This is a genomic window from Rhizobium sp. CB3171 (assembly GCF_029714265.1).
GTDB lineage: Bacteria > Pseudomonadota > Alphaproteobacteria > Rhizobiales > Rhizobiaceae > Rhizobium.
In genome coordinates, this window is sequence record NZ_CP121652.1 from 1152810 (window position 1) to 1170358 (window position 17549).

Genomic DNA, 17549 nt, shown 5'->3' on the forward strand with positions numbered 1-17549 from the left:
ACCCGATTCCTGCGGCTAGCTTTTCTTCGCCAGCTCCAGCAGTTCCTTGTCGCTCAGCGGCCTGACGATGCCTTCGCCGGTTGAAACGGGGGAGAAGCCGAACATCTGGTAGAGCTGAAGCGCCCGCGGATGGTCGAGATTGTTGGTGGTCGTGGTGATGCGTTGCGGGCTCAGCGTCCACATGGCGTAGAGCGCCTGCAACAGGAACCATTTGCCGATGCCGAGCCCGAGAGCGTGCTCGATCAGGCCGAAATGGCTTAGCTCGATCGTCTCCTCATCCTCGCGGAAATATTCGAAGAAGCCGGCCGGCGCGCCGTTGACATAGAGCACGCTGATGTCGTTGCGCTGGTCGTGCAGGACGGCCGTCAGTTCCTCGTCACGCAAGCGAAGCCGGTCGACCCAATGCCAGCGGGCACCGACCTGGCGATAGAGATAGCGGTAAAACGGCAGGGGAATGCCGGGCGAGCGCATGATTGCCGTCTGGATATTGACAGGCACGGGCAGGCTCGCCTTGGGAGGCGCGGTCATTTCCAACCGGGTGATATGGACTTTGAGAGACGATGGCGTTTTCACGGGGTCTGCGCCGCTCAATCTTTACCGGTGACGATGCGCGTATCCGGCCGGCTGCCCCATTCCGACCAGGAGCCGTCATAGAGACGATTAGCGCCATGGCCGAGCGATTCCAGCGCCAGCGTGATAATGGCGGCAGTGATCCCGGAGCCGCAGGTGGTCACCACAGGCTTTTCAAGATCGATGCCGGCCTTCTCGATCGTTTCGCGCAGTTCCGGCAGGGACTTGAACTTGCCGTTCACCGCGAAGCTGCCGGACGGAAGGCTTTTTGCGCCCGGCATATGGCCGGAGCGCATGCCTTCGCGCGGCTCCGGTTCGGTGGCGGCGAAACGACCGGCACTGCGGGCATCGGCGATCTGCAGCGAGCCGCTGTCGACGATCTCGCGCATCTCTTCGAAGGGGACAACACGGGCTGCGTTGAAATTCGGCTTGAAGGTGGCCGGTGCAAATGCGGGCAGGGCGGTTTCCAGCGGCCGTCCTTCGGCCTTCCAGCCATCCAGGCCGCCGTCGAGCACGAAGACATTCGCGGCGCCCATGACGACATGAAACAGCCACCAGACCCGCGGCGATGCGAAGACGCCGGGACCATCATAGACCACGATGCGATCGGTCTCGCTGATCCCGAGCTTGCCGACCTCGGCCGCGAAGAATTCCGGCGAAGGCACCATATGCGGCAAGTCGGTGGAGTGATCGGCGATCTTGTCCTGATCGAAGCGGATGGCGCCGGGAATGTGGCCGCTGGCATATTCGGCATCAGCATCGCGCTTCTGCGCCGGCAGGTAGAAGGATGCGTCGAGGATACGCAGGTCCTTGGCGCCCAATTCGTTCTGCAGCCAGTCGGCGGATACGACGAAACGGCTCTTCTCCGCTGTCATGATGATCTCTCCCTGATTTATATCGGGCCTTGTTTAATCCAGGAACCGCCGGGTCAAACTTCGTCGGCGGGCGTGCCGAAACGGATGCGGAAGCGGCGGTTCTCCTTGCCCTTCTTCTCGATCTTGGCGATGTAGATTGCCCCGACTTCCTGCGTTTCCGACACATGTGTGCCGCCGCAGGGTTGGCTGTCAATGGCGGAGTTTTCGCCGATGCAGACAAGGCTGACGCGGCCGAGTCCGATCGGCGGACGCACGTTCTTCGATTTGACGATACCCGGATTGGCTGCAAGCTCCTCATCCGTAATCCACTGGACGAAAACGGGATGGTTCTCATTGACGAGCGCCATCATTTTCGCCGTCACCTCGTCCTTGTCAATCGTCTCGCCCATGTCGAAATCGACGCGGCTTTCATCCTCGCCGACTGCCGCACCCGTGATCGGATATTGGCAGACGACCGAGAGCAGATGACAGGCCGTGTGCATGCGCATCAGCCTGTAGCGGCGCGGCCAGTCGACATGCAGCACCAGTTTTTCACCGACGGCAGGCTTTGCTTCTGCCTCAAGCGGCACATGGACGATGATGTCCTTCGTCGCTCCATGCTTGGTTTGGCCAAGCGTGATTTTCGAACCGTCCGCGCGCTCGAAGAAACCGGTATCCCCCGGCTGCCCGCCGGAGGTCGCGTAGAAGCAGGTTTGATTGAGCTCGATGCCCCCGTCCTCGTGAATTGCGGTTACGACAGCCTCGGCGGTCGAGAGATAGAAATCGTCACGATAAAGGGCATTCACCGACATAAGATCACGCGAGGTTTTCGTAAGGAATAGGAATATCGGAATTCGTCGTCAGATATGCCGGCAGCGGCAGACCCTTCGACTTCAGGAAATCCGGATTGAAAAGCTTTGATTGATAGCGGTTGCCATAGTCGGCGAGGATGGTCACGATCGTATGGCCGGGGCCGAGATCCCTAGCAAGGCGCACGGCGCCCGCAATGTTGATGGCCGTCGAGCCGCCGAGGCAGAGACCTTCGTGTTCGACCAGATCGAAGACATAGGGCAGGGCTTCGGCATCGCTGATCTGATAGGCAAAATCGGGCGTAAACCCTTCCAGGTTCGCCGTCACGCGGCCCTGGCCGATACCTTCGGTGATCGAAGAGCCAGAGGATTTCAGTTCGCCGTTCTTGTAGAATTCGTAAAGTGCCGCCCCTTCCGGATCAGCGATGCCGATCTTGATGTCCTTGTTGAAGGCATGCAGGCCCATGGCGACACCCGCCAGCGTGCCTCCGGAACCAACGGAGCAGATAAAACCGTCGATCTTGCCGTTGGTATCGGCCCAGATTTCCTTGGCGGTGGTTTCAATATGCGCCTGACGGTTGGCGACGTTGTCGAACTGGTTGGCCCAGATCGCTCCGTTCGGATCGGTCTTCGCCAACTCCGCAGCAAGCCGGCCGGAAACCTTCACGTAGTTGTTGGGATTTTTGTAGGGGACGGCCGGCACTTCCACGAGCTCGGCGCCGAGCAGCCTCAGGGCATCCTTCTTTTCCTGGCTCTGCGTTTCGGGAATGACGATGACGGTGCGGTAGCCGAGCGCTTTGGCGACCACCGTCAGGCCGATGCCGGTATTGCCCGCAGTCCCCTCGACGATGACGCCGCCGGGCTTCAGCAGGCCTTTCTTTTCGGCATCGCGGATGATGTAGAGCGCGGCGCGATCCTTGACCGACTGGCCGGGGTTCAGGAACTCCGCCTTGCCGAGGATGGTCGAGCCCGTCGCCTCGGAGGCACCCTTGAGTTTGATCAGTGGCGTGTTGCCGATCGCTTCTAGGACGGAGGGATGGACGGTCATGGAATCTCTGCCTTCTGTTCAGGACTACTGTAAGAACGGTCTTTTCCCTTCACAAGGCGGCATAGGCAAGAAATTCTGTTCCTTGCTGCTTGTTCAAGCCGCAAAATTCGACTTGGCAGCATTCGTTTGCCTAAGTCTTTCATGGGGTGCCTAGTCTCCAATTGGTGACATTGTTTTCCGCGCGGAGCCGCTAAACCGGCCGAAAGCGGCCACAATGATACGCTATTGCTAAAATGCCACGGTCGGTCGCGGCTAAGCGTTTGATGTAGACGACCGCCAGCCAAGGAGAAGAACCATGAGCCCGTTCATCGCACGTCCTGAACATGGAGTCGTCTGGATCACCGGCGCCAGTTCCGGCGTCGGCCGCGCTCTCGCGCTGAAACTGGCGGAAGAAGGATACAAGGTGGCCGTTACGGCGCGCAGCCACGAAAAACTCTTGGCTCTACAGGCCGAGGCAGGCGCTCTTGCCGGCAGCATCGTGGTGCTGGACGGCGACGTGACCGATGCCGAGGATATGGAGCACACGGTTGCTGCAATCGAATATCAACACGGCCCCGTCGCCTTGGCGGTTCTGAACGCCGGCATCTATTTGCCGGCGCGAGGCGAAGATCTCAATCATGAGGTGTTCGAGCGCAGTTTTGCCGTCAATCTCCATGGCGTCGTCAACTGCCTCGTGCCGGCGGTCCGGCATATGCGCGCCCGGGGATATGGCCAGGTTGCCTTCGTGTCGTCCGTTGCTGGCTATGGCGGCCTGCCTGGTGGCGCCGCATATGGCGCGAGCAAGGCTGCCCTTATCAACATGGCCGAAAGCCTGAACTTCGAGCTCGAGCGCATGGGAATTCACATCCAGCTCGTCACCCCCGGTTATGTCGATACGCCAATGACTGCGCAAAACAAATTCGAGATGCCGGATATGGTGTCGGCACAGCAGGCGGCTGACGCGATATCAGCCGGATTGAAATCATCGGCTTTCGAGATCAGCTTCCCGAAGCGCCTGGTCTTCCGGGCAAAGCTTTTGAAGTTTTTGCCCTACAGCCTCTATTTCCGCGTTCTCAGATATTTTCTCGGAAGCGGCCGCAACGGCCGGTCGATGGGGACGCGTGCGACTCCGCACCCTGCCGAATAAGGTCTTATCCATCATTTTTCAGCGATGCGTGCGCGTCGAGCGCGCGTTGCCGCGCGGCGGCATGATCGACGATCGGGAGAGGATAGTCCTTGCCGAGTTGTATGCCTGCACGTTTTAGCACGTCGGCCGGCGCTTCGAATGGGCGATGGGTATATTGGCTGTCGAGATCGGCCAGCTCGGGTACGAACGCCCTGATATAGCCGCCATCCGGATCGAATTTCTCGCCCTGTAACACCGGGTTGAAGATGCGGAAGAAAGGTGAGGCATCGGCGCCGGAGCCCGCGACCCATTGCCAGTTCGCAGCATTGGCCGCTGGATCGGCGTCGACGAGCGTATCGCGAAACCAGGCTTCGCCCTCCCGCCAGTCGATCAACAGATCCTTGATCAGGAACGAGGCCGTGATCATGCGGACGCGATTGTGCATCCAGCCGTGACGCCAAAGCTGCCGCATACCGGCATCGACGATCGGATATCCTGTTTGGCCGCGACGCCAGCTATCGAAAAGCTTGACATCCGCATGCCAGGGAAAATCGTCGTAACGCTCGTTCCAGTTGACTGAGTTCAGCTTCGGAAAGTGGAAGAGCTGGTGATAGCAGAATTCTCGCCAGACAAGCTCCTTTCGAAAGCGAACGATGTCGTCCGTGCGCACCTTACCGGCCAGCGCTCGCGTCGCATGCCAAATGCGGGCAGGCGAGATTTCTCCGACTGCCAGATGTGGCGAAAGCAGGGAAGTTGCCGGCTTGTCCGGGAAATCGCGATCGACCGCGTAGCCGTCGAGCGCGGTCTCCACGAAATTCTCCAGCTTCTCATGCGCGGCAGCTTCGCCCGGTGTCCATATGTCGGGAAAATCCGACGCCCAGTTCGGCTTGCTGGGAAGTAGCGACCAGGAGTCGAGCGAATTCGAATGAGGCCAATGGCCGGGAGCCGGGAGCTGTTCGGGAGCCACGATAGGAAACGGCTGCTCGCCGGACTGCTCCAGTGCGCGCCAGAACGGCGTATAGCTCTTGTAGTGATTGCCGGTGCCCGAGCGCAGGCGCGTTGGCTCATGGAGCAACTGGCCCGCAAAACTATTGGCCTCGATGCCGTTGTCTCGCAGCGCCCGTTTAACTTGCGTGTCGACCGCTATGCCGGCGGGATCATACCGCCGGTTCCAGACGACGGCTTCAGCCCCGGTCTCCGCAAGAAGTTTTTCAAGTACTGTCTGCGCATCGCCTTGTCGGAGGATGAGCTTGCTGCCAAGGGCATGCAGAGCTTTCTGTAGTGCGACCAGCGAATGATGCAGCCACCACTCCTGCGCTGCGCCCAGCGGCCCGCTAGCCTTTTCTCCGCGCTCACGAATGTAGACCGGAATGACCGGACGGTCGGATGTTGCGGCGGCTTGCAGGGCGTGATTGTCGTCGAGGCGGAGATCCTTGCGAAACCACAGCAGCACGGGATTGGGCTCATTTTTCGTGGTCGTCATCGTCCTTGCCTTTGACCAGGCTTCCTCTTCCTTACATGCTTCTTCGCTGCCGGAACCAATATACGAAGCCGTCAGCACAATAGTTCCGCCACCCGCACATTTCATGGTGAATAGCGCACATAACTCTTGTGAGGGAATCTCGATGCCGCCTGTGATATAACGGGGCCCTTGTCACCTTTTTGTAATGCAAGTTCGTTAGCAGTCCAGCGAACTTAAGGCCCCAGAATTGACAGGCAGGAAAGCGCAAGATGGCAGAGATCCGGATCGAGCAAGTTCGCAAGGCCTATGGACGCAATCAGGTCGTGCATGGCGTCGATCTGAACTTCCGCTCCGGCGAATTCGTCGTCATTCTCGGCCCTTCCGGCTGCGGCAAATCCACCCTGCTGCGCATGATCGCCGGCCTTGAGGATATCACCTCGGGCGAAATCATCATCGACGGCAAGGTCGTCAATCAGCTCGAGCCCCGCGAGCGCGGCTGCGCCATGGTCTTCCAGAACTACGCGCTTTATCCGCACATGGATGTCGCCGCCAACATGGGCTACGCGCTCAAGGTGGCCGGTGTACCGCGCGAGGAACGTGACCGTCGCATCAAGGAAACGGCCCGCATCGTCGGTCTCGAAGATTTCCTCGCCCGCAAACCATCAGAGCTTTCAGGCGGCCAGCGCCAGCGCGTCGCCATGGGCCGCGCCATCATCCGCGAACCGAAAGTCTTCCTCTTCGACGAACCGCTCTCCAATCTCGATGCCAAGCTGCGCGTGCAGATGCGTGTCGAAATTCGCCGCCTGCACAAGCGCCTGGCGGCCACCTCGGTTTTCGTCACCCACGATCAGGTTGAGGCCATGACGCTCGCTGACAAGCTGGTGGTCATGTACAAGGGCAATGTCGAGCAGGTCGGCACGCCGCTCGAGGTCTACAATACGCCGCGCACCCGTTTCGTCGGTTCCTTCATCGGTTCGCCGGCAATGAATTTCCTTGAGGGCTCCTTCGCGGCAAATGGCGAGCAATTTATCTTTGATGGCCTGCCGATCGCTGTCGACGCCAATATAGGCAAGCGTCATGCCGGCCAGCCGGTCACGCTCGGCATCCGCCCGGAACATGCGCGTCTCGTGCCGGCCGGCACGCCGGGCGCCGTTCCCGCCACGGTGGATTTCGTCGAAGAACTCGGCGCCGGCCGCGTCATCCATTGCGACATCAACGGCTCCAACTTCGCCGTTGCCGTTGCGGACCACACCACGGGACAGACGGGCGACAGCGTCGGCCTGGAGCTTCCTCAGCAGCATACGCATCTCTTTGCCCAGGACACCGGCCTGCGGCTCGATACCATTGCCTCCGTCACACCCCTCAAGGTTGCCGCAAACTAATTTTCAGACATCAATTTTCAGCAAGGACGCCCGGAAATCCCTACCGATTTCCGGGCTTTTTATTGCCTGGTCCAAAGGCAGTTGCTGTGGCCCGAAGCTGGCTCTGTCCTGATCGGCGGGAGCACATTCCATCGACGTCGCAATATCGCGACGACGTTCGGTTCTGTCATGCGCCACTATCGCCGCAATGATCCGGCCTCGAAAGCCTGCCGCATTCCCCGAGGAAACGCGGCAGGAAATCCAATCACTTCTCGGTGGCGATCACTCCGCGAACGACCCAGCGCTGCATCAGCACGACGACGGCGAGAGGCGGCACCATGACGATCAGCGTGCCGGCCATGGCGATGTGCCACTCGGGAAGACCGCCTACGTTCGGGATGAGCTGCTTGAGTTCCGTCACCGCGGTCGCATGCGACGGATCTGTGGTGACGAGCAGCGGCCACAGGTATTGGTTCCAGGCCCAGAGGAACATGATGGTGCCGAGCGCGGCCATGTTGGTGCGCGACAGTGGCAGCAGGATGTCGATGAAGAAGCGTAGCGATCCGGCGCCGTCCATGCGCGCGGCCTCGGTCAGCTCGTCAGGTATCGTCAGGAAGAACTGACGGTAGAGGAAAGTACCGGTCGCCGTCGCGACCAGCGGCAGGATCAAGCCGGGGTAGGAATTGAGCAGCCCCAGATCCAGCGAGACCTGAATGCCAGAAATCCTTTCGATGAGCCACGTGATGCCGGTAACGTCGAGGATCGCCTGGTAGGGCGACAATACGTTGGCGGCGACCGCATACGTCGGTACGATACGCACTTCGAGCGGCAGCATCAGCGTGACGAAAATCAACCAGAAGATGAAGCCGCGACCAGGATACCGGAAATAGACAAGCGAAAAAGCTGTCAGCGCCGAAACGATCACCTTGCCCGCCGCGACGCCGCCCGCGAAGATCAGGCTGTTCAGCAGCTTGGGGCCGAGATTGGCTGTGGTCCACGCCGTCTTGATATTGATCCAGAAATCGGTGCCGGGGACCAACGACATCGGCACCTGGTTAACCTCGGAAAGGTTGTGAGATGCGGCAATCGCTACGATAGCCAGCGGTCCCACAGCCACTATGAAGCCGATGAACAGGATCACATGGGTGAAGAAATTGAGAATTGGGGTGCGCTCGACCATGTCAGCCTCAACGGTAATGCACGCGCCGCTCGATGAAGCGGAATTGGAAGATGGTGAGCACGATGATCAGCAGCATCAGGATGATGCTCTGCGCCGCCGCGCCGGAATAGTCGAGACCTCTGAAGCCGTCGAAGACGATTTTGTAGACCATGAGGTTCGTGGAATTGTGCGGGCCGCCGGATGTCATGATGTCGACGATGCCGTAGGAGTCCTGGAAACTTTCGGTGATGTTGATCACCAGCAGGAAGAAGATCGTCGGCGTGATCATGGGGAACTGAATGTCCCAGAAGCGCCGGATCACGCCCGAGCCGTCCATTGCCGCTGCCTCGATCAATGAGCGCGGAATGGCCTGGAAGGCGGCAAGGAAGAAGATGAAGCTGTAGCCGGTATATTTCCACGAGAAGGCGGCAATGATAGAGGCCATGGCGGCAGTGCCGTCGAGGCCCGGGTCCCAAAAGCCCGGCCAATAATGGTTGACAACGGACATGAAGCCGGCTTCGGGCGCCAAGATGAAGCGAAAGGCCATCGCCGAAGCGGGAGCCGCGATGCCATAGGGCCAGATAAGTACGACGCGGTAGAATTTCGAACCTTTGAGCTGCCGATCCGTGAGAGCGGCCAGTATCAGCGCGACCCCCATGGAAATGCTGGTGCTGATCGCCGCGAAGATGATGCTGATCGTCACCGAATTCCAGTAATCGGCATTGGCAAGAATGGATTTGAAGTTGTCGAGCCCGACCCAGATATTGCCGCCGCCCCAGGGCTGCTGCAGCGTCAGCGACCAGAAGATCGCCTGGCCAGCGGGCCAATAGAAGAAGGTGAAGATGAGGAGGAGTTGCGGCACTGCGAACAGGATGCCGACGCTCCACTTGCTGAAAGTCGTACGCTTTTCCATTGCTTCTTCCGGCTTGAACCCCCGAGCGCCGTGCGGTCGTCTGAACGCACACAGGACGCTCTACCGTTTGAATCGAGAATACCTCGTCCGTTTCAGATGATTCCAACTGAAAGCGGGATATTCTAATGCCATTCGCGGTCATAACGAACGTCCGCCGGGAAAGCCCGGCGGACGTCGTCTATTCACGGGCGAACTGCTTACGGCAGTTGCTTGCCCTTGTAGGTGGCTTCGAAGCGATCGAGAACAGCATTGCCGTTCTTGACGAGATTGTCGATGCCTTCCTGGACGCTGACCTTGTTGGCGAAGATGGCCTGCATCTGGTTGCCGAATTCAGCACGGATCTGCGTGAAGTTGCCGAGGCGGACGCCGCGGGTGATCGGGGTCGGCTCGGAAGCGGTCAAGCTGGCGATGGCGACTTCGCGGCCCTTATAGGGAGCCTTGTCGTAGAAGCCGGAGGACTTCATGAAGTCGAAGCCAGACTTCTTGACCGGGATGTAGCCGGTGTTGGTGGACCAGAACAGAGCGGTTTCGGGCTTGCCGATGAAGTCGAGGAACGCTGCAGCGCCCTTGTATTCGTCAGACGACTTGCCGGAGAGAACCCAGAGCGAAGCGCCGCCGACGAGCGAATTCTTGCGCTCAGTACCGGCGTAAACCGGAAGCTCGGCAACATCCCAGTTCATGCCGGCCTTCTGCGTCTTGCCGACCGTGCCATGGTCGCCGACCGAGGTCATGATCATCTGGCAATCGCCCGCTGCAAAGGCCTGGACCATATCCTGGCCGAGATCCTTCGACTTGATCTTGATGAGGCCGGCGTCGTACCAGCTCTTGAGGTCGGTGACGTACTTGACGAACTTTGTCTTGTTGACGGTCAGGCGGGCGTCGAGGCCGTCATAGCCGTTGTTCTGGGTAGCGACCGGCTCGTTGTGGATGGCCGAGAACTGTTCCATCAACTGCCAGCTCTCGTTGCCGGAGATGTTGATGGCCATCGGGCAATCATAGCCAGCGCCCTTCAGCGCCTTCATGTCGTCGGCGGCTTCTTCCCAGGTCTTCGGAGCGGCGGTCTTGCCGATCTTTGCGAAGGCGTCCTTGTTCCAGTAGAGCAGGGCGGTCGAAGAGTTGAACGGGAAGGAAAGCAGCTCGCCCTTCGAGGTGGCGTAGTAGCGAGCGATGCCGGGGAAATAGTCGTCCCACTTAACCTTGTAGCCGTTTTCCGACATCAGCTTGCCGACCGGATAATAGGCGCCGGAAAGCATCATGGTTGCGGTGCCGACGTCATAAACCTGCACGATGGCCGGCTGCTTGCCAGCACGGAAGGCGGCAATGGTGTTTTGCAGAGCGGCGTCGTAGTTGCCCTGGCCGGTGCAGACGACCTGATAATCGGTCTGCGAATTGTTGAAGTTCGTGCACAGGGTCTGAACAACACGCTCCAGGTCGCCGGACAGGCCGAACCAGAAATCGAACTTGATCGGAGCAGCAGCAGCCGGCAGGGCCAGCGCTAAGCTCATGACGCCGGCGGCAGCCGCCGAAATGCAGTTATAAAATTTGGACATATCCCTATTTCCTTTTGAAAGCGCGGAACCGGTGGGCCTTGCGCAAGTTCGCGGCAGCGGCGTTATAGACAAGCTGTGTGACAGTTTGTTGTGGGCGGAAACCTCTCGTCCGCCGGCAGTTTTGCGCCTTTGCGAACGCTTTTAAAGGGCTATCGCGGATTAATCCTTTAGGAGGGGAAGACGGCGTCTTATGTATCGCATAAGGTGCATCTAATATTTTGATATGGAGAGGAGTCGCGCATGGGTCGCAGATCCCCGCGCCTCATCAGAATGGAACGATATATAATGAGGGAGCTGCTTCTGATCATGGCGGCGCTCACCCTGATGGCGCTCGGCCCTTTGACGCTGCTGATTGCAGGGTATTGAGGGGCGCAGACTGAGCCGTGAGCTCTCCTCGCCGCCCGCCCGGATCGTGTGCATGATCACCCCGATATGGTGACGGAGGCGTCGGGGGAGCGGATCAATGGGCAGAAGCGAGCGACAGAAGATGGCGGCGGGAGAATGGTATCGCTGCCTCGATCCGGAACTTGATGCCCTGCGCGCACTTGCCCGGGAGGCTGTGCATCAGCATAACACGATGCCGCCGGGTGAGCGCGGCGGTATTGGTCCCGCGCTGTCCATGCTGTTTGCCGATGTGGGCGAGGGCGTATTCATCGAAGCGCCGTTTCATTGCTCCTATGGCATGAACATCTCGCTCGGCCCGCGCGTCTATTTCAATGCCGGATGCACCATTCTCGATAATGCCCCGGTGCGCATCGGCGGCGGCAGTATGCTGGGGCCGGGTGTTCACATATATTGCGCCGAGCACCACAAGGATCCGGTGCAGCGGCGCGCGGGGCTGGAAATCACGCGGCCGGTTGAGATCGGCCGGGATGTCTGGATCGGCGGCGGCGCCATCATCCTCGGCGGGGTAACCATCGGCGATGGAGCGATCGTCGGAGCAGGCGCGGTCGTTACCAAGGATGTCGTGGCGGGTACGACCGCGATAGGCAATCCCGCCAGGGCTTTGCTCGCCAAATAGGCGACGGACATCACTCCGTCGGGCGCCGCCGTTTTGTCCACCACACGGCAAGGCGTCGTCGCCAGCGCCGTACGAGCGGCAGATCATGTGACAACAGGATGAAGCCAAGCGGCAGCATCCAGAAGCCAAGGATGGGTAGGAAGCCGAGAAGACCGCCGAGGATCAACGCAAGGCCGATGCCAAGACGAGCAAGCCTCGATTGCGGAAGCGGAATACGAATTGAGCCAAGGACGAGCTCATGTGTGGTATGATCTATTCCGAAACGCCGCGCCTTTCCGTTGCCGTTGCGATCGGTCTTTTCTTTAGTTCTGGCTTGATCGGTCATCCACAGGAAATGGTAAGGCGACGAAATAATACAAGGGAAATGGATTTTTTTGAAAAAACCGCTTGGCAAATCGGGAAAGCATTTGTATTACCCCGCTCACACCGCGCCAAGCGGTATTCCCTGGTAGCTCAGCGGTAGAGCATTCGACTGTTAATCGACAGGTCGCCGGTTCGAATCCGGCCCGGGGAGCCAGTTTATTACGAGATGCGCGGAAACGCCTGCATTTCCAGATTTTGGGGCTCCTTCAGGTACTAAGCAAGGTACTTGAAGGGGCCCTAAGTGTATTGAAGTACGTCACCACGACCAGCGCAGGAACCTGCGGATACCGACGCCAAGCCCGGGCTGCTGTCGGCAAGCGCGAACTCATGAAGTTCTTAGGTTCGACAGGCGCAAGCCATCGCGGCATATAACCGTCAGGAATCTGCTGCTCTAGCAGGTGGTATTCTTATGTATTCTGGAGTCCCGTGTGTCTCTGCAATTGATCAGGCTCGTTCACCCTTTCGACGCTGGCTTACCTGCTTGAGCTAATTTGGCGTCCAGCACAGCCTTTCGGGCTGCTGCCTGTGCAGGTCGCACATAGAAGTGCTCGAAGCACTCCTCCAAAACCTCGAGGCACCATTCCGCCTCTTCGGGCTCAACATCGATGATCTGGAGCGTCGTAACGTCTGTGATGGGATGTGCGGAGAAGTTTCCGAAATTCCGAATCGCGTCAATCATCGTGCGCAAGGATGAGGGAATCGCCTTGGTAGTGTCTGTTTCATTCAACAAAAGATCTATTTCTTTCGCTAGATCCTTTGCCATGTAACCATGGGCGCGCAACATGGCTTGCAGGCAGCGGCGCGAAAGTGCGGCTGATGCCTTGGGGCTGATTGGGAGGACGTTGCACGCTTCGATGTAGTCATTGGCGATTGTACCCGGCACCTCTTTCGGAACAGGTCCCCTGGTCGCAGTCGTGGGGTCAATTATTCGCCATTCTTCGGATCCGTCGTCAGAATCGATAATACCGAAGCTAACTATGTATTTGCCGCATTCTTCTGAGGGGCACCGTGTCGCTTGAACGCGGCGATGTGTATAAAATCTTCCCCAGTTGATTTGCGCGACAGTCCACTGATCGTGAAACTCTACACCGCAATGCGGACACTTCATTTTTTCCTCCTGAGCTTGTGGTGCTAGATGTGCCATAAGGCGCAGAGGTTGTCTATTATTCGGCTGGGATCACCAAGCGGTGTTATCCCGCACGTTGACGTTGGCGAGCGGAGCTATCGGGCAAAGCGTTGGCTTCACAGATATGCCGGACATCCGAGGTAACGGAGGCGGCCATTCGCCTGCTACACATTGGCGAATAAAAATCGCGGCGCTGCTTTGCGGCGCCTGCACGCGAATATGCCACGAGCGAGCGGAGCGAGGTCCGGCCTGGTTTAGCTGGATCGCTTTCGATCTAGGCGTATTGGCCGAGCGGTCGGACGGTTGTCCTACTCCGATTTACCTATTGCAGAATTTTGCAGCCGCGCCATATTCTAGTTCATGGACCATTTCGATCGCTGACCGCGGAGGTACCGGCAGTGTCGAACTGGAGCATGAAAGGCCGGCGCGAGGCATCGCTCGGCCTTTCTGTTTTGACGGAGCGCGGCCTCTCGGGTTCGACCGCCCAATCTGTCGCCAAACCGCTTGATCACCAGCGTAGCGAAGCCATGAAGCAGGCGACGGAACAGGATCATCGATCAGAAGAAATCATGCGGCGCGTGGCTGGTGATAGCCTGGGCTGAAACGGGCTGTCGCGGCTTTCTCTTCGCGCCCAGCGTGGCGTTCTCACGCACTCTTCCCGCAGGTTCGGCTGCTCTCGAAAATGTGAGGATACATTCATGTAGCGTTAATCTGAACGGGCGCAAAAACGTCGTGCGCCTATCGCGCAGCATATTCCCCCAAATGCTTTAGAGGTTCGAAATGAAAAACCTGATTCTTGCTTCCGTCGTTGCCCTGGCTTCCTTCGTCGGCATCAGCACGCAGTCTGAGGCGGCCACGATCGTGCATGTCGACGATCATCATCACCATCATTGCGTTGTGAAGACCGTACGGCACCATGTTCATGGCCACTGGGTTGTCCGCAAGGAACGCGTCTGCCGTTGATCCTGTCGCTGCTTCGAACTGCCGGCCGTTAGCGCCAGAAAAATAGGCCCGGCCGTTGCCGCATATATCGTCGGCAACGGCCGGAATGTTTTTGGGATATGGGCACAAGCATCCGCTCTTTGCGGCAATCGCATCCGCCGCTTTGACGCGTAACGAATTCGGCACTTGTCGCTATGGATTACCGGAATTCGAAGTAGATGCCTCCGTGGTGCCGGTGATGGTAGCGGCGATATCGCCAGTCATCATCATCATAGTAACGGCGACGATCCCAGCGGCTATCGCGCCAGTAGCGGTGATGGTAGTGGCGATCACGCCAATATCGCCCATCGTACCAATCTTGGTTTCGTCGGGATCCGCGCTCCTGAACCAGAATGACGCTGGAAAGGCTAGGCGAGGGCGAGCTTGTCAACGGCATTGCCGTTGCCGGAACCGCGGCGGCCAGCACTGTTCCCATGGTAAGTGAGGCTGCCAGGGCTATCGAAGCGAAGTGTCTCAAAGCATCGACTCCTTGTTTGGACCAACGTCCCTTCAGGACTTAACGCTGCGATGGCCGCAAAGTTCCCCTTTAAGTTACCTGAGTGTCAATTGCAACGTGTGGTATAGTGGTGGCAATAAGAATGCCGCCTGCCGAAAGTAGCGTCTTCCGCTGTCCCGGTGGGGGATCAGGTGCGGCCGAGGCTATATGCTCGGGAGGCGATCGGCATAGAAAAGGGGCCTAGCAGGGAAAGCTAGGCCCCTCTCTTCTCTGATCGGAGGTCAATTCAGATCAGGTCAGAAGTTGCGCTCGAAGCGGAGGATGCCGGAGACGGTATCGTCCTTGGCATAATCATAGTGAACGTAAGTCACTTCCGGCTCGATCAGCAGATCCTTGACCGGATTGAACTTGAGGTTCGAGGTCGCTTCGAAGATTTTCGAGTCAGTGTAGGCAAGCTGCACGTTCCACTTCAGCTTGTCGTTGATCGGAACGCCAACGCCACCCCAAACAGCCCAATCACCCCAACCGCATTTGGATTCGTTCACAGTGCCGTTCGGCGCCGTGCAAGCGGAGATATCCTGGTTGGTACCGGCATACTTGTTGAGCTTGTCGCCGTCGGTGTTCCAGCCGCCCATCAAGAAAGCCGAAAATGCACCGAAGTCCGCATCGACGCGGGCCTTGACAGCACCTTCTTCGACGATCGAGTCATAACCGCCGACAACCTTGAAGGACCATGCACCGGCCTTGTAACCAGCGCCGGCCACGACGTCCGGCGCGTAGTGATCGGCCTTGTCATCCGTCCACCAGCTTGCGCCGTAAGAAGCGCCGGAGCCGCTGGAGTTGGAATCTTCGAGCGAGATGACCGCCGTGAAGCCGTTGCCGGCGTCGTAGTTGTAGGTCAACTGGTTGAGTTCGTACGGACCGTCATAGATCACGTCGTCGTTGATGACGTCGCCGGCGTAACCGATGTAGAGGTTGTAGGCCGAGTCCTTCTTACCGACGGTGAAGCCACCGAGGCTGATGTAGGACCACAGCAGGTTGGTGCTGGTGGAGTTGCCGTCGTTCCAGTCCCAGCGAACGATGGTTTCTGTCTTCAATGGACCGTATTCGGTGTCGGTCGCGGTATCGACGTTCAGCTCGGCGCGGGTGTGCCAGAGCGTGCCCTGGTGGCTGTCGCGGTTGTATGCGTTGTACCACTCACCTTCCGTACGAACCTTGCCGCCAACCTTGAGGCAGGTTTCGGTGCCCGGAATGAAGAAGTAGCCTGCACCGTATGCGTCGCAGATACGTACGTATTCGAGGGGCTCCGGCTCGGCGGCGACAATGGCGTCGGCCGCGTGAGCGCCGGATGCTGCTGCAAGCGCGGCAGCGGAGCCGAGAAGAAGGCTCTTGATGTTCATAATAACTCCAATCTTTTCCTGATTGGGCATGAGATATCGCGCCGAAAAGACGACGTGCCCAACCCCATCCCGTTCATGTTCCCTATCAGTAGGTGCGAAGTAATAAGCTTCGCGAACTATTTCCTGGACCCGTCTCAATGATTTGACAAGATACTAAGACTGACGAACTATTCGCACGCTACTCGAAAAAGAATCTTGTTGCAAAAATGACGCAATCCGCCAAATGGCGGCGTTCGAGGCTTAGGTGGCGCTTAATAAATCGTTAAGCTTTGCCACGCCTTGCCGGAGTTTATAGAGTGGAAATCAAGTTATTTGATCATCAGCCGCGATAGGTCTTGCGCTCCAATAAGATTCGTTCTAAACGCCCGCCATCACTCGCCTTTACAAATCGGATGGCCTCGTGGCGGAGTGGTTACGCAGAGGACTGCAAATCCTTGAATCCCGGTTCGATTCCGGGCGAGGCCTCCAAACTCCCTCTTATTGAGCTTGATGCATGGCAACCGGTGCCGATGGCGCCGAGTCTTCGGATGCCGCCGAAAAGGGAACGCCTGTTGTCGCGCCGCGACGCATCGCCATGAATCTCTGCGCCCGACGCTGCGATGCCTTGAAAGCGTAGCCGCACGCGATTAAGACACGCTGAGCATACAGCAACCCCGGCTTTGCCTTTGGGCGCGAGAGGATATGATGGATTTCGAAGCAGCACGCGTGAAAATGGTCGAGAACCAGATCCGCACGACGGATGTCACCTCCCATTCCGTGTTGAACGCGTTTTTGACGGTACCGCGCGAGAATTTCGTGCCGGAGAAGTCGAAGCTCCTGGCCTATATCGACAATGACATTGAGGTCAGCCCCGCAGCTTCCGGCAAGCCGGCGCGTTTCCTGATGGAAGCCTCGCCGCTGGCAAAGCTGCTGCAGCTCGGTGAAATCACCAAGGAAGACAAGGTTATCGATGTCGGCTGCGGCACGGGTTACGTCTCGGCACTCCTGTCGATCCTTGCAGGCAGCGTTGTCGCGCTCGAATCCGATGAGGCGCTGGCGGCAGAAGCCAAGGCCAATCTCGCCGCGCTCGGTCAGGCAAACGTGACCGTCATCACCGGCGAGTTGGAAAAAGGCCATGCCGGCAGCGGTCCCTATGACGTGATTTTCGTCGATGGTTCGGTCGAAGAAGTGCCGCAGGTGCTTCTTGACCAGCTTGGCGAAGGTGGCCGGTTGATCGTCGTCCTCGGCTATGGCCACGCCGCGCGCGCCACCGTCTTCATACGCGAGCGTGGCGCCCTTTCCGAAAACGTCTTCTTCAACGCTTCGGTCAAACCGCTGCCGGGCTTTGCCAAGGCCAAGGCATTCGTATTCTGACCGCTTAAGCGGTTGAA

General features: G+C 58.6%; 19 protein-coding genes and 2 tRNA genes. 9 read left to right on the forward strand and 12 right to left on the reverse strand.

Annotated features, from left to right (window positions below; all coding sequences use genetic code 11):
- Positions 1-15: 15 nt before the first annotated feature.
- The 4 genes from QA648_RS05740 to QA648_RS05755 are packed head-to-tail and all read right to left on the reverse strand — an operon-like array spanning position 16 to position 3281.
- Entirely contained in the window at positions 16-528 is a 513-nt protein-coding gene (locus QA648_RS05740; RefSeq protein ID WP_104825077.1) for a GNAT family N-acetyltransferase, read from the reverse strand.
- 59 nt (positions 529-587) lie between these two features.
- The gene (gene sseA, locus QA648_RS05745) at positions 588-1445 is read right to left on the reverse strand and encodes a 3-mercaptopyruvate sulfurtransferase (RefSeq protein WP_104822903.1); all 858 of its coding nucleotides are present in this window, start codon (positions 1443-1445) and stop codon (positions 588-590) included.
- A 53-nt stretch (positions 1446-1498) separates the two neighbouring features.
- A complete protein-coding gene (locus QA648_RS05750; RefSeq protein ID WP_104822904.1) occupies positions 1499-2236 on the reverse strand; it encodes an alanyl-tRNA editing protein in 738 nt (245 codons plus the stop codon).
- A gap of 4 nt (positions 2237-2240) precedes the next feature.
- Entirely contained in the window at positions 2241-3281 is a 1041-nt protein-coding gene (locus tag QA648_RS05755; RefSeq protein WP_283050152.1) for a cysteine synthase A, read from the reverse strand.
- A 295-nt stretch (positions 3282-3576) separates the two neighbouring features.
- On the opposite strand from QA648_RS05755, the gene QA648_RS05760 reads away from it, so the two are divergent.
- Entirely contained in the window at positions 3577-4407 is an 831-nt protein-coding gene (locus QA648_RS05760) for an SDR family NAD(P)-dependent oxidoreductase (RefSeq protein ID WP_283050153.1), read from the forward strand.
- Positions 4408-4411: 4 nt separating this feature from the next.
- Here the strand turns inward: QA648_RS05760 and QA648_RS05765 are convergent, their stop codons facing one another.
- A complete protein-coding gene (locus QA648_RS05765) occupies positions 4412-5869 on the reverse strand; it encodes a deoxyribodipyrimidine photo-lyase (protein WP_283050154.1) in 1458 nt (485 codons plus the stop codon).
- A 248-nt stretch (positions 5870-6117) separates the two neighbouring features.
- Here QA648_RS05765 and QA648_RS05770 point away from each other — a divergent pair, with 248 nt between their 5' ends.
- The gene (locus QA648_RS05770; RefSeq protein ID WP_104822907.1) at positions 6118-7230 is read left to right on the forward strand and encodes a sn-glycerol-3-phosphate import ATP-binding protein UgpC; all 1113 of its coding nucleotides are present in this window, start codon (positions 6118-6120) and stop codon (positions 7228-7230) included.
- A 244-nt stretch (positions 7231-7474) separates the two neighbouring features.
- Here QA648_RS05770 and QA648_RS05775 read toward each other — a convergent pair whose 3' ends face one another.
- The 3 genes from QA648_RS05775 to QA648_RS05785 all read right to left on the reverse strand — a co-directional run bounded on the left by QA648_RS05775 (position 7475) and on the right by QA648_RS05785 (position 10831).
- Entirely contained in the window at positions 7475-8389 is a 915-nt protein-coding gene (locus QA648_RS05775; RefSeq protein ID WP_283050157.1) for an ABC transporter permease subunit, read from the reverse strand.
- Between the two features lie 7 nt (positions 8390-8396).
- On the reverse strand, positions 8397-9281 hold the full coding sequence (locus QA648_RS05780; protein WP_104822909.1) for a sugar ABC transporter permease: 885 nt from the start codon (positions 9279-9281) through the stop codon (positions 8397-8399).
- A 197-nt stretch (positions 9282-9478) separates the two neighbouring features.
- Positions 9479-10831: an extracellular solute-binding protein gene (locus QA648_RS05785; RefSeq protein WP_104822910.1), complete on the reverse strand. Its 1353-nt coding sequence runs from the start codon at positions 10829-10831 to the stop codon at positions 9479-9481.
- Positions 10832-11071: 240 nt separating this feature from the next.
- Here QA648_RS05785 and QA648_RS05790 point away from each other — a divergent pair, with 240 nt between their 5' ends.
- Together QA648_RS05790 and QA648_RS05795 are read left to right on the forward strand one after the other, a co-directional pair.
- On the forward strand, positions 11072-11197 hold the full coding sequence (locus QA648_RS05790; protein WP_283050160.1) for a hypothetical protein: 126 nt from the start codon (positions 11072-11074) through the stop codon (positions 11195-11197).
- A gap of 97 nt (positions 11198-11294) precedes the next feature.
- Positions 11295-11852: a sugar O-acetyltransferase gene (locus QA648_RS05795; RefSeq protein WP_283050162.1), complete on the forward strand. Its 558-nt coding sequence runs from the start codon at positions 11295-11297 to the stop codon at positions 11850-11852.
- A 10-nt stretch (positions 11853-11862) separates the two neighbouring features.
- On the opposite strand, the gene QA648_RS05800 is transcribed toward QA648_RS05795, so the two are convergent.
- Complete coding sequence (locus tag QA648_RS05800; RefSeq protein ID WP_283050164.1) at positions 11863-12177, reverse strand: hypothetical protein; 315 nt, start codon at positions 12175-12177, stop codon at positions 11863-11865.
- A 117-nt stretch (positions 12178-12294) separates the two neighbouring features.
- Here QA648_RS05800 and QA648_RS05805 point away from each other — a divergent pair.
- Positions 12295-12369 (forward strand) — tRNA-Asn (locus QA648_RS05805).
- A 300-nt stretch (positions 12370-12669) separates the two neighbouring features.
- On the opposite strand, the gene QA648_RS05810 is transcribed toward QA648_RS05805, so the two are convergent.
- The gene (locus tag QA648_RS05810) at positions 12670-13323 is read right to left on the reverse strand and encodes a DUF4145 domain-containing protein (protein WP_283050166.1); all 654 of its coding nucleotides are present in this window, start codon (positions 13321-13323) and stop codon (positions 12670-12672) included.
- 416 nt (positions 13324-13739) lie between these two features.
- Here QA648_RS05810 and QA648_RS05815 point away from each other — a divergent pair, with 416 nt between their 5' ends.
- Positions 13740-13943: a hypothetical protein gene (locus tag QA648_RS05815; protein ID WP_283050168.1), complete on the forward strand. Its 204-nt coding sequence runs from the start codon at positions 13740-13742 to the stop codon at positions 13941-13943.
- 178 nt (positions 13944-14121) lie between these two features.
- Positions 14122-14304 carry a hypothetical protein gene (locus tag QA648_RS05820; RefSeq protein ID WP_283050170.1) on the forward strand — a complete coding sequence of 61 codons (183 nt, stop codon included), beginning with the start codon at positions 14122-14124 and terminating at the stop codon, positions 14302-14304.
- Positions 14305-14475: 171 nt separating this feature from the next.
- Here QA648_RS05820 and QA648_RS05825 read toward each other — a convergent pair whose 3' ends face one another.
- Together QA648_RS05825 and QA648_RS05830 are read right to left on the reverse strand one after the other, a co-directional pair.
- Entirely contained in the window at positions 14476-14631 is a 156-nt protein-coding gene (locus QA648_RS05825; RefSeq protein ID WP_283050171.1) for a hypothetical protein, read from the reverse strand.
- 444 nt (positions 14632-15075) lie between these two features.
- Positions 15076-16179, reverse strand: a complete 1104-nt coding sequence (locus QA648_RS05830; protein WP_104822916.1) for a porin — start codon at positions 16177-16179, stop codon at positions 15076-15078.
- Between the two features lie 394 nt (positions 16180-16573).
- Here QA648_RS05830 and QA648_RS05835 point away from each other — a divergent pair.
- Positions 16574-16647, forward strand: a tRNA-Cys gene (locus QA648_RS05835).
- Positions 16648-16860: 213 nt separating this feature from the next.
- On the forward strand, positions 16861-17532 hold the full coding sequence (locus QA648_RS05840) for a protein-L-isoaspartate O-methyltransferase (protein ID WP_283050174.1): 672 nt from the start codon (positions 16861-16863) through the stop codon (positions 17530-17532).
- The last annotated feature ends 17 nt before the right edge of the window (positions 17533-17549 follow it).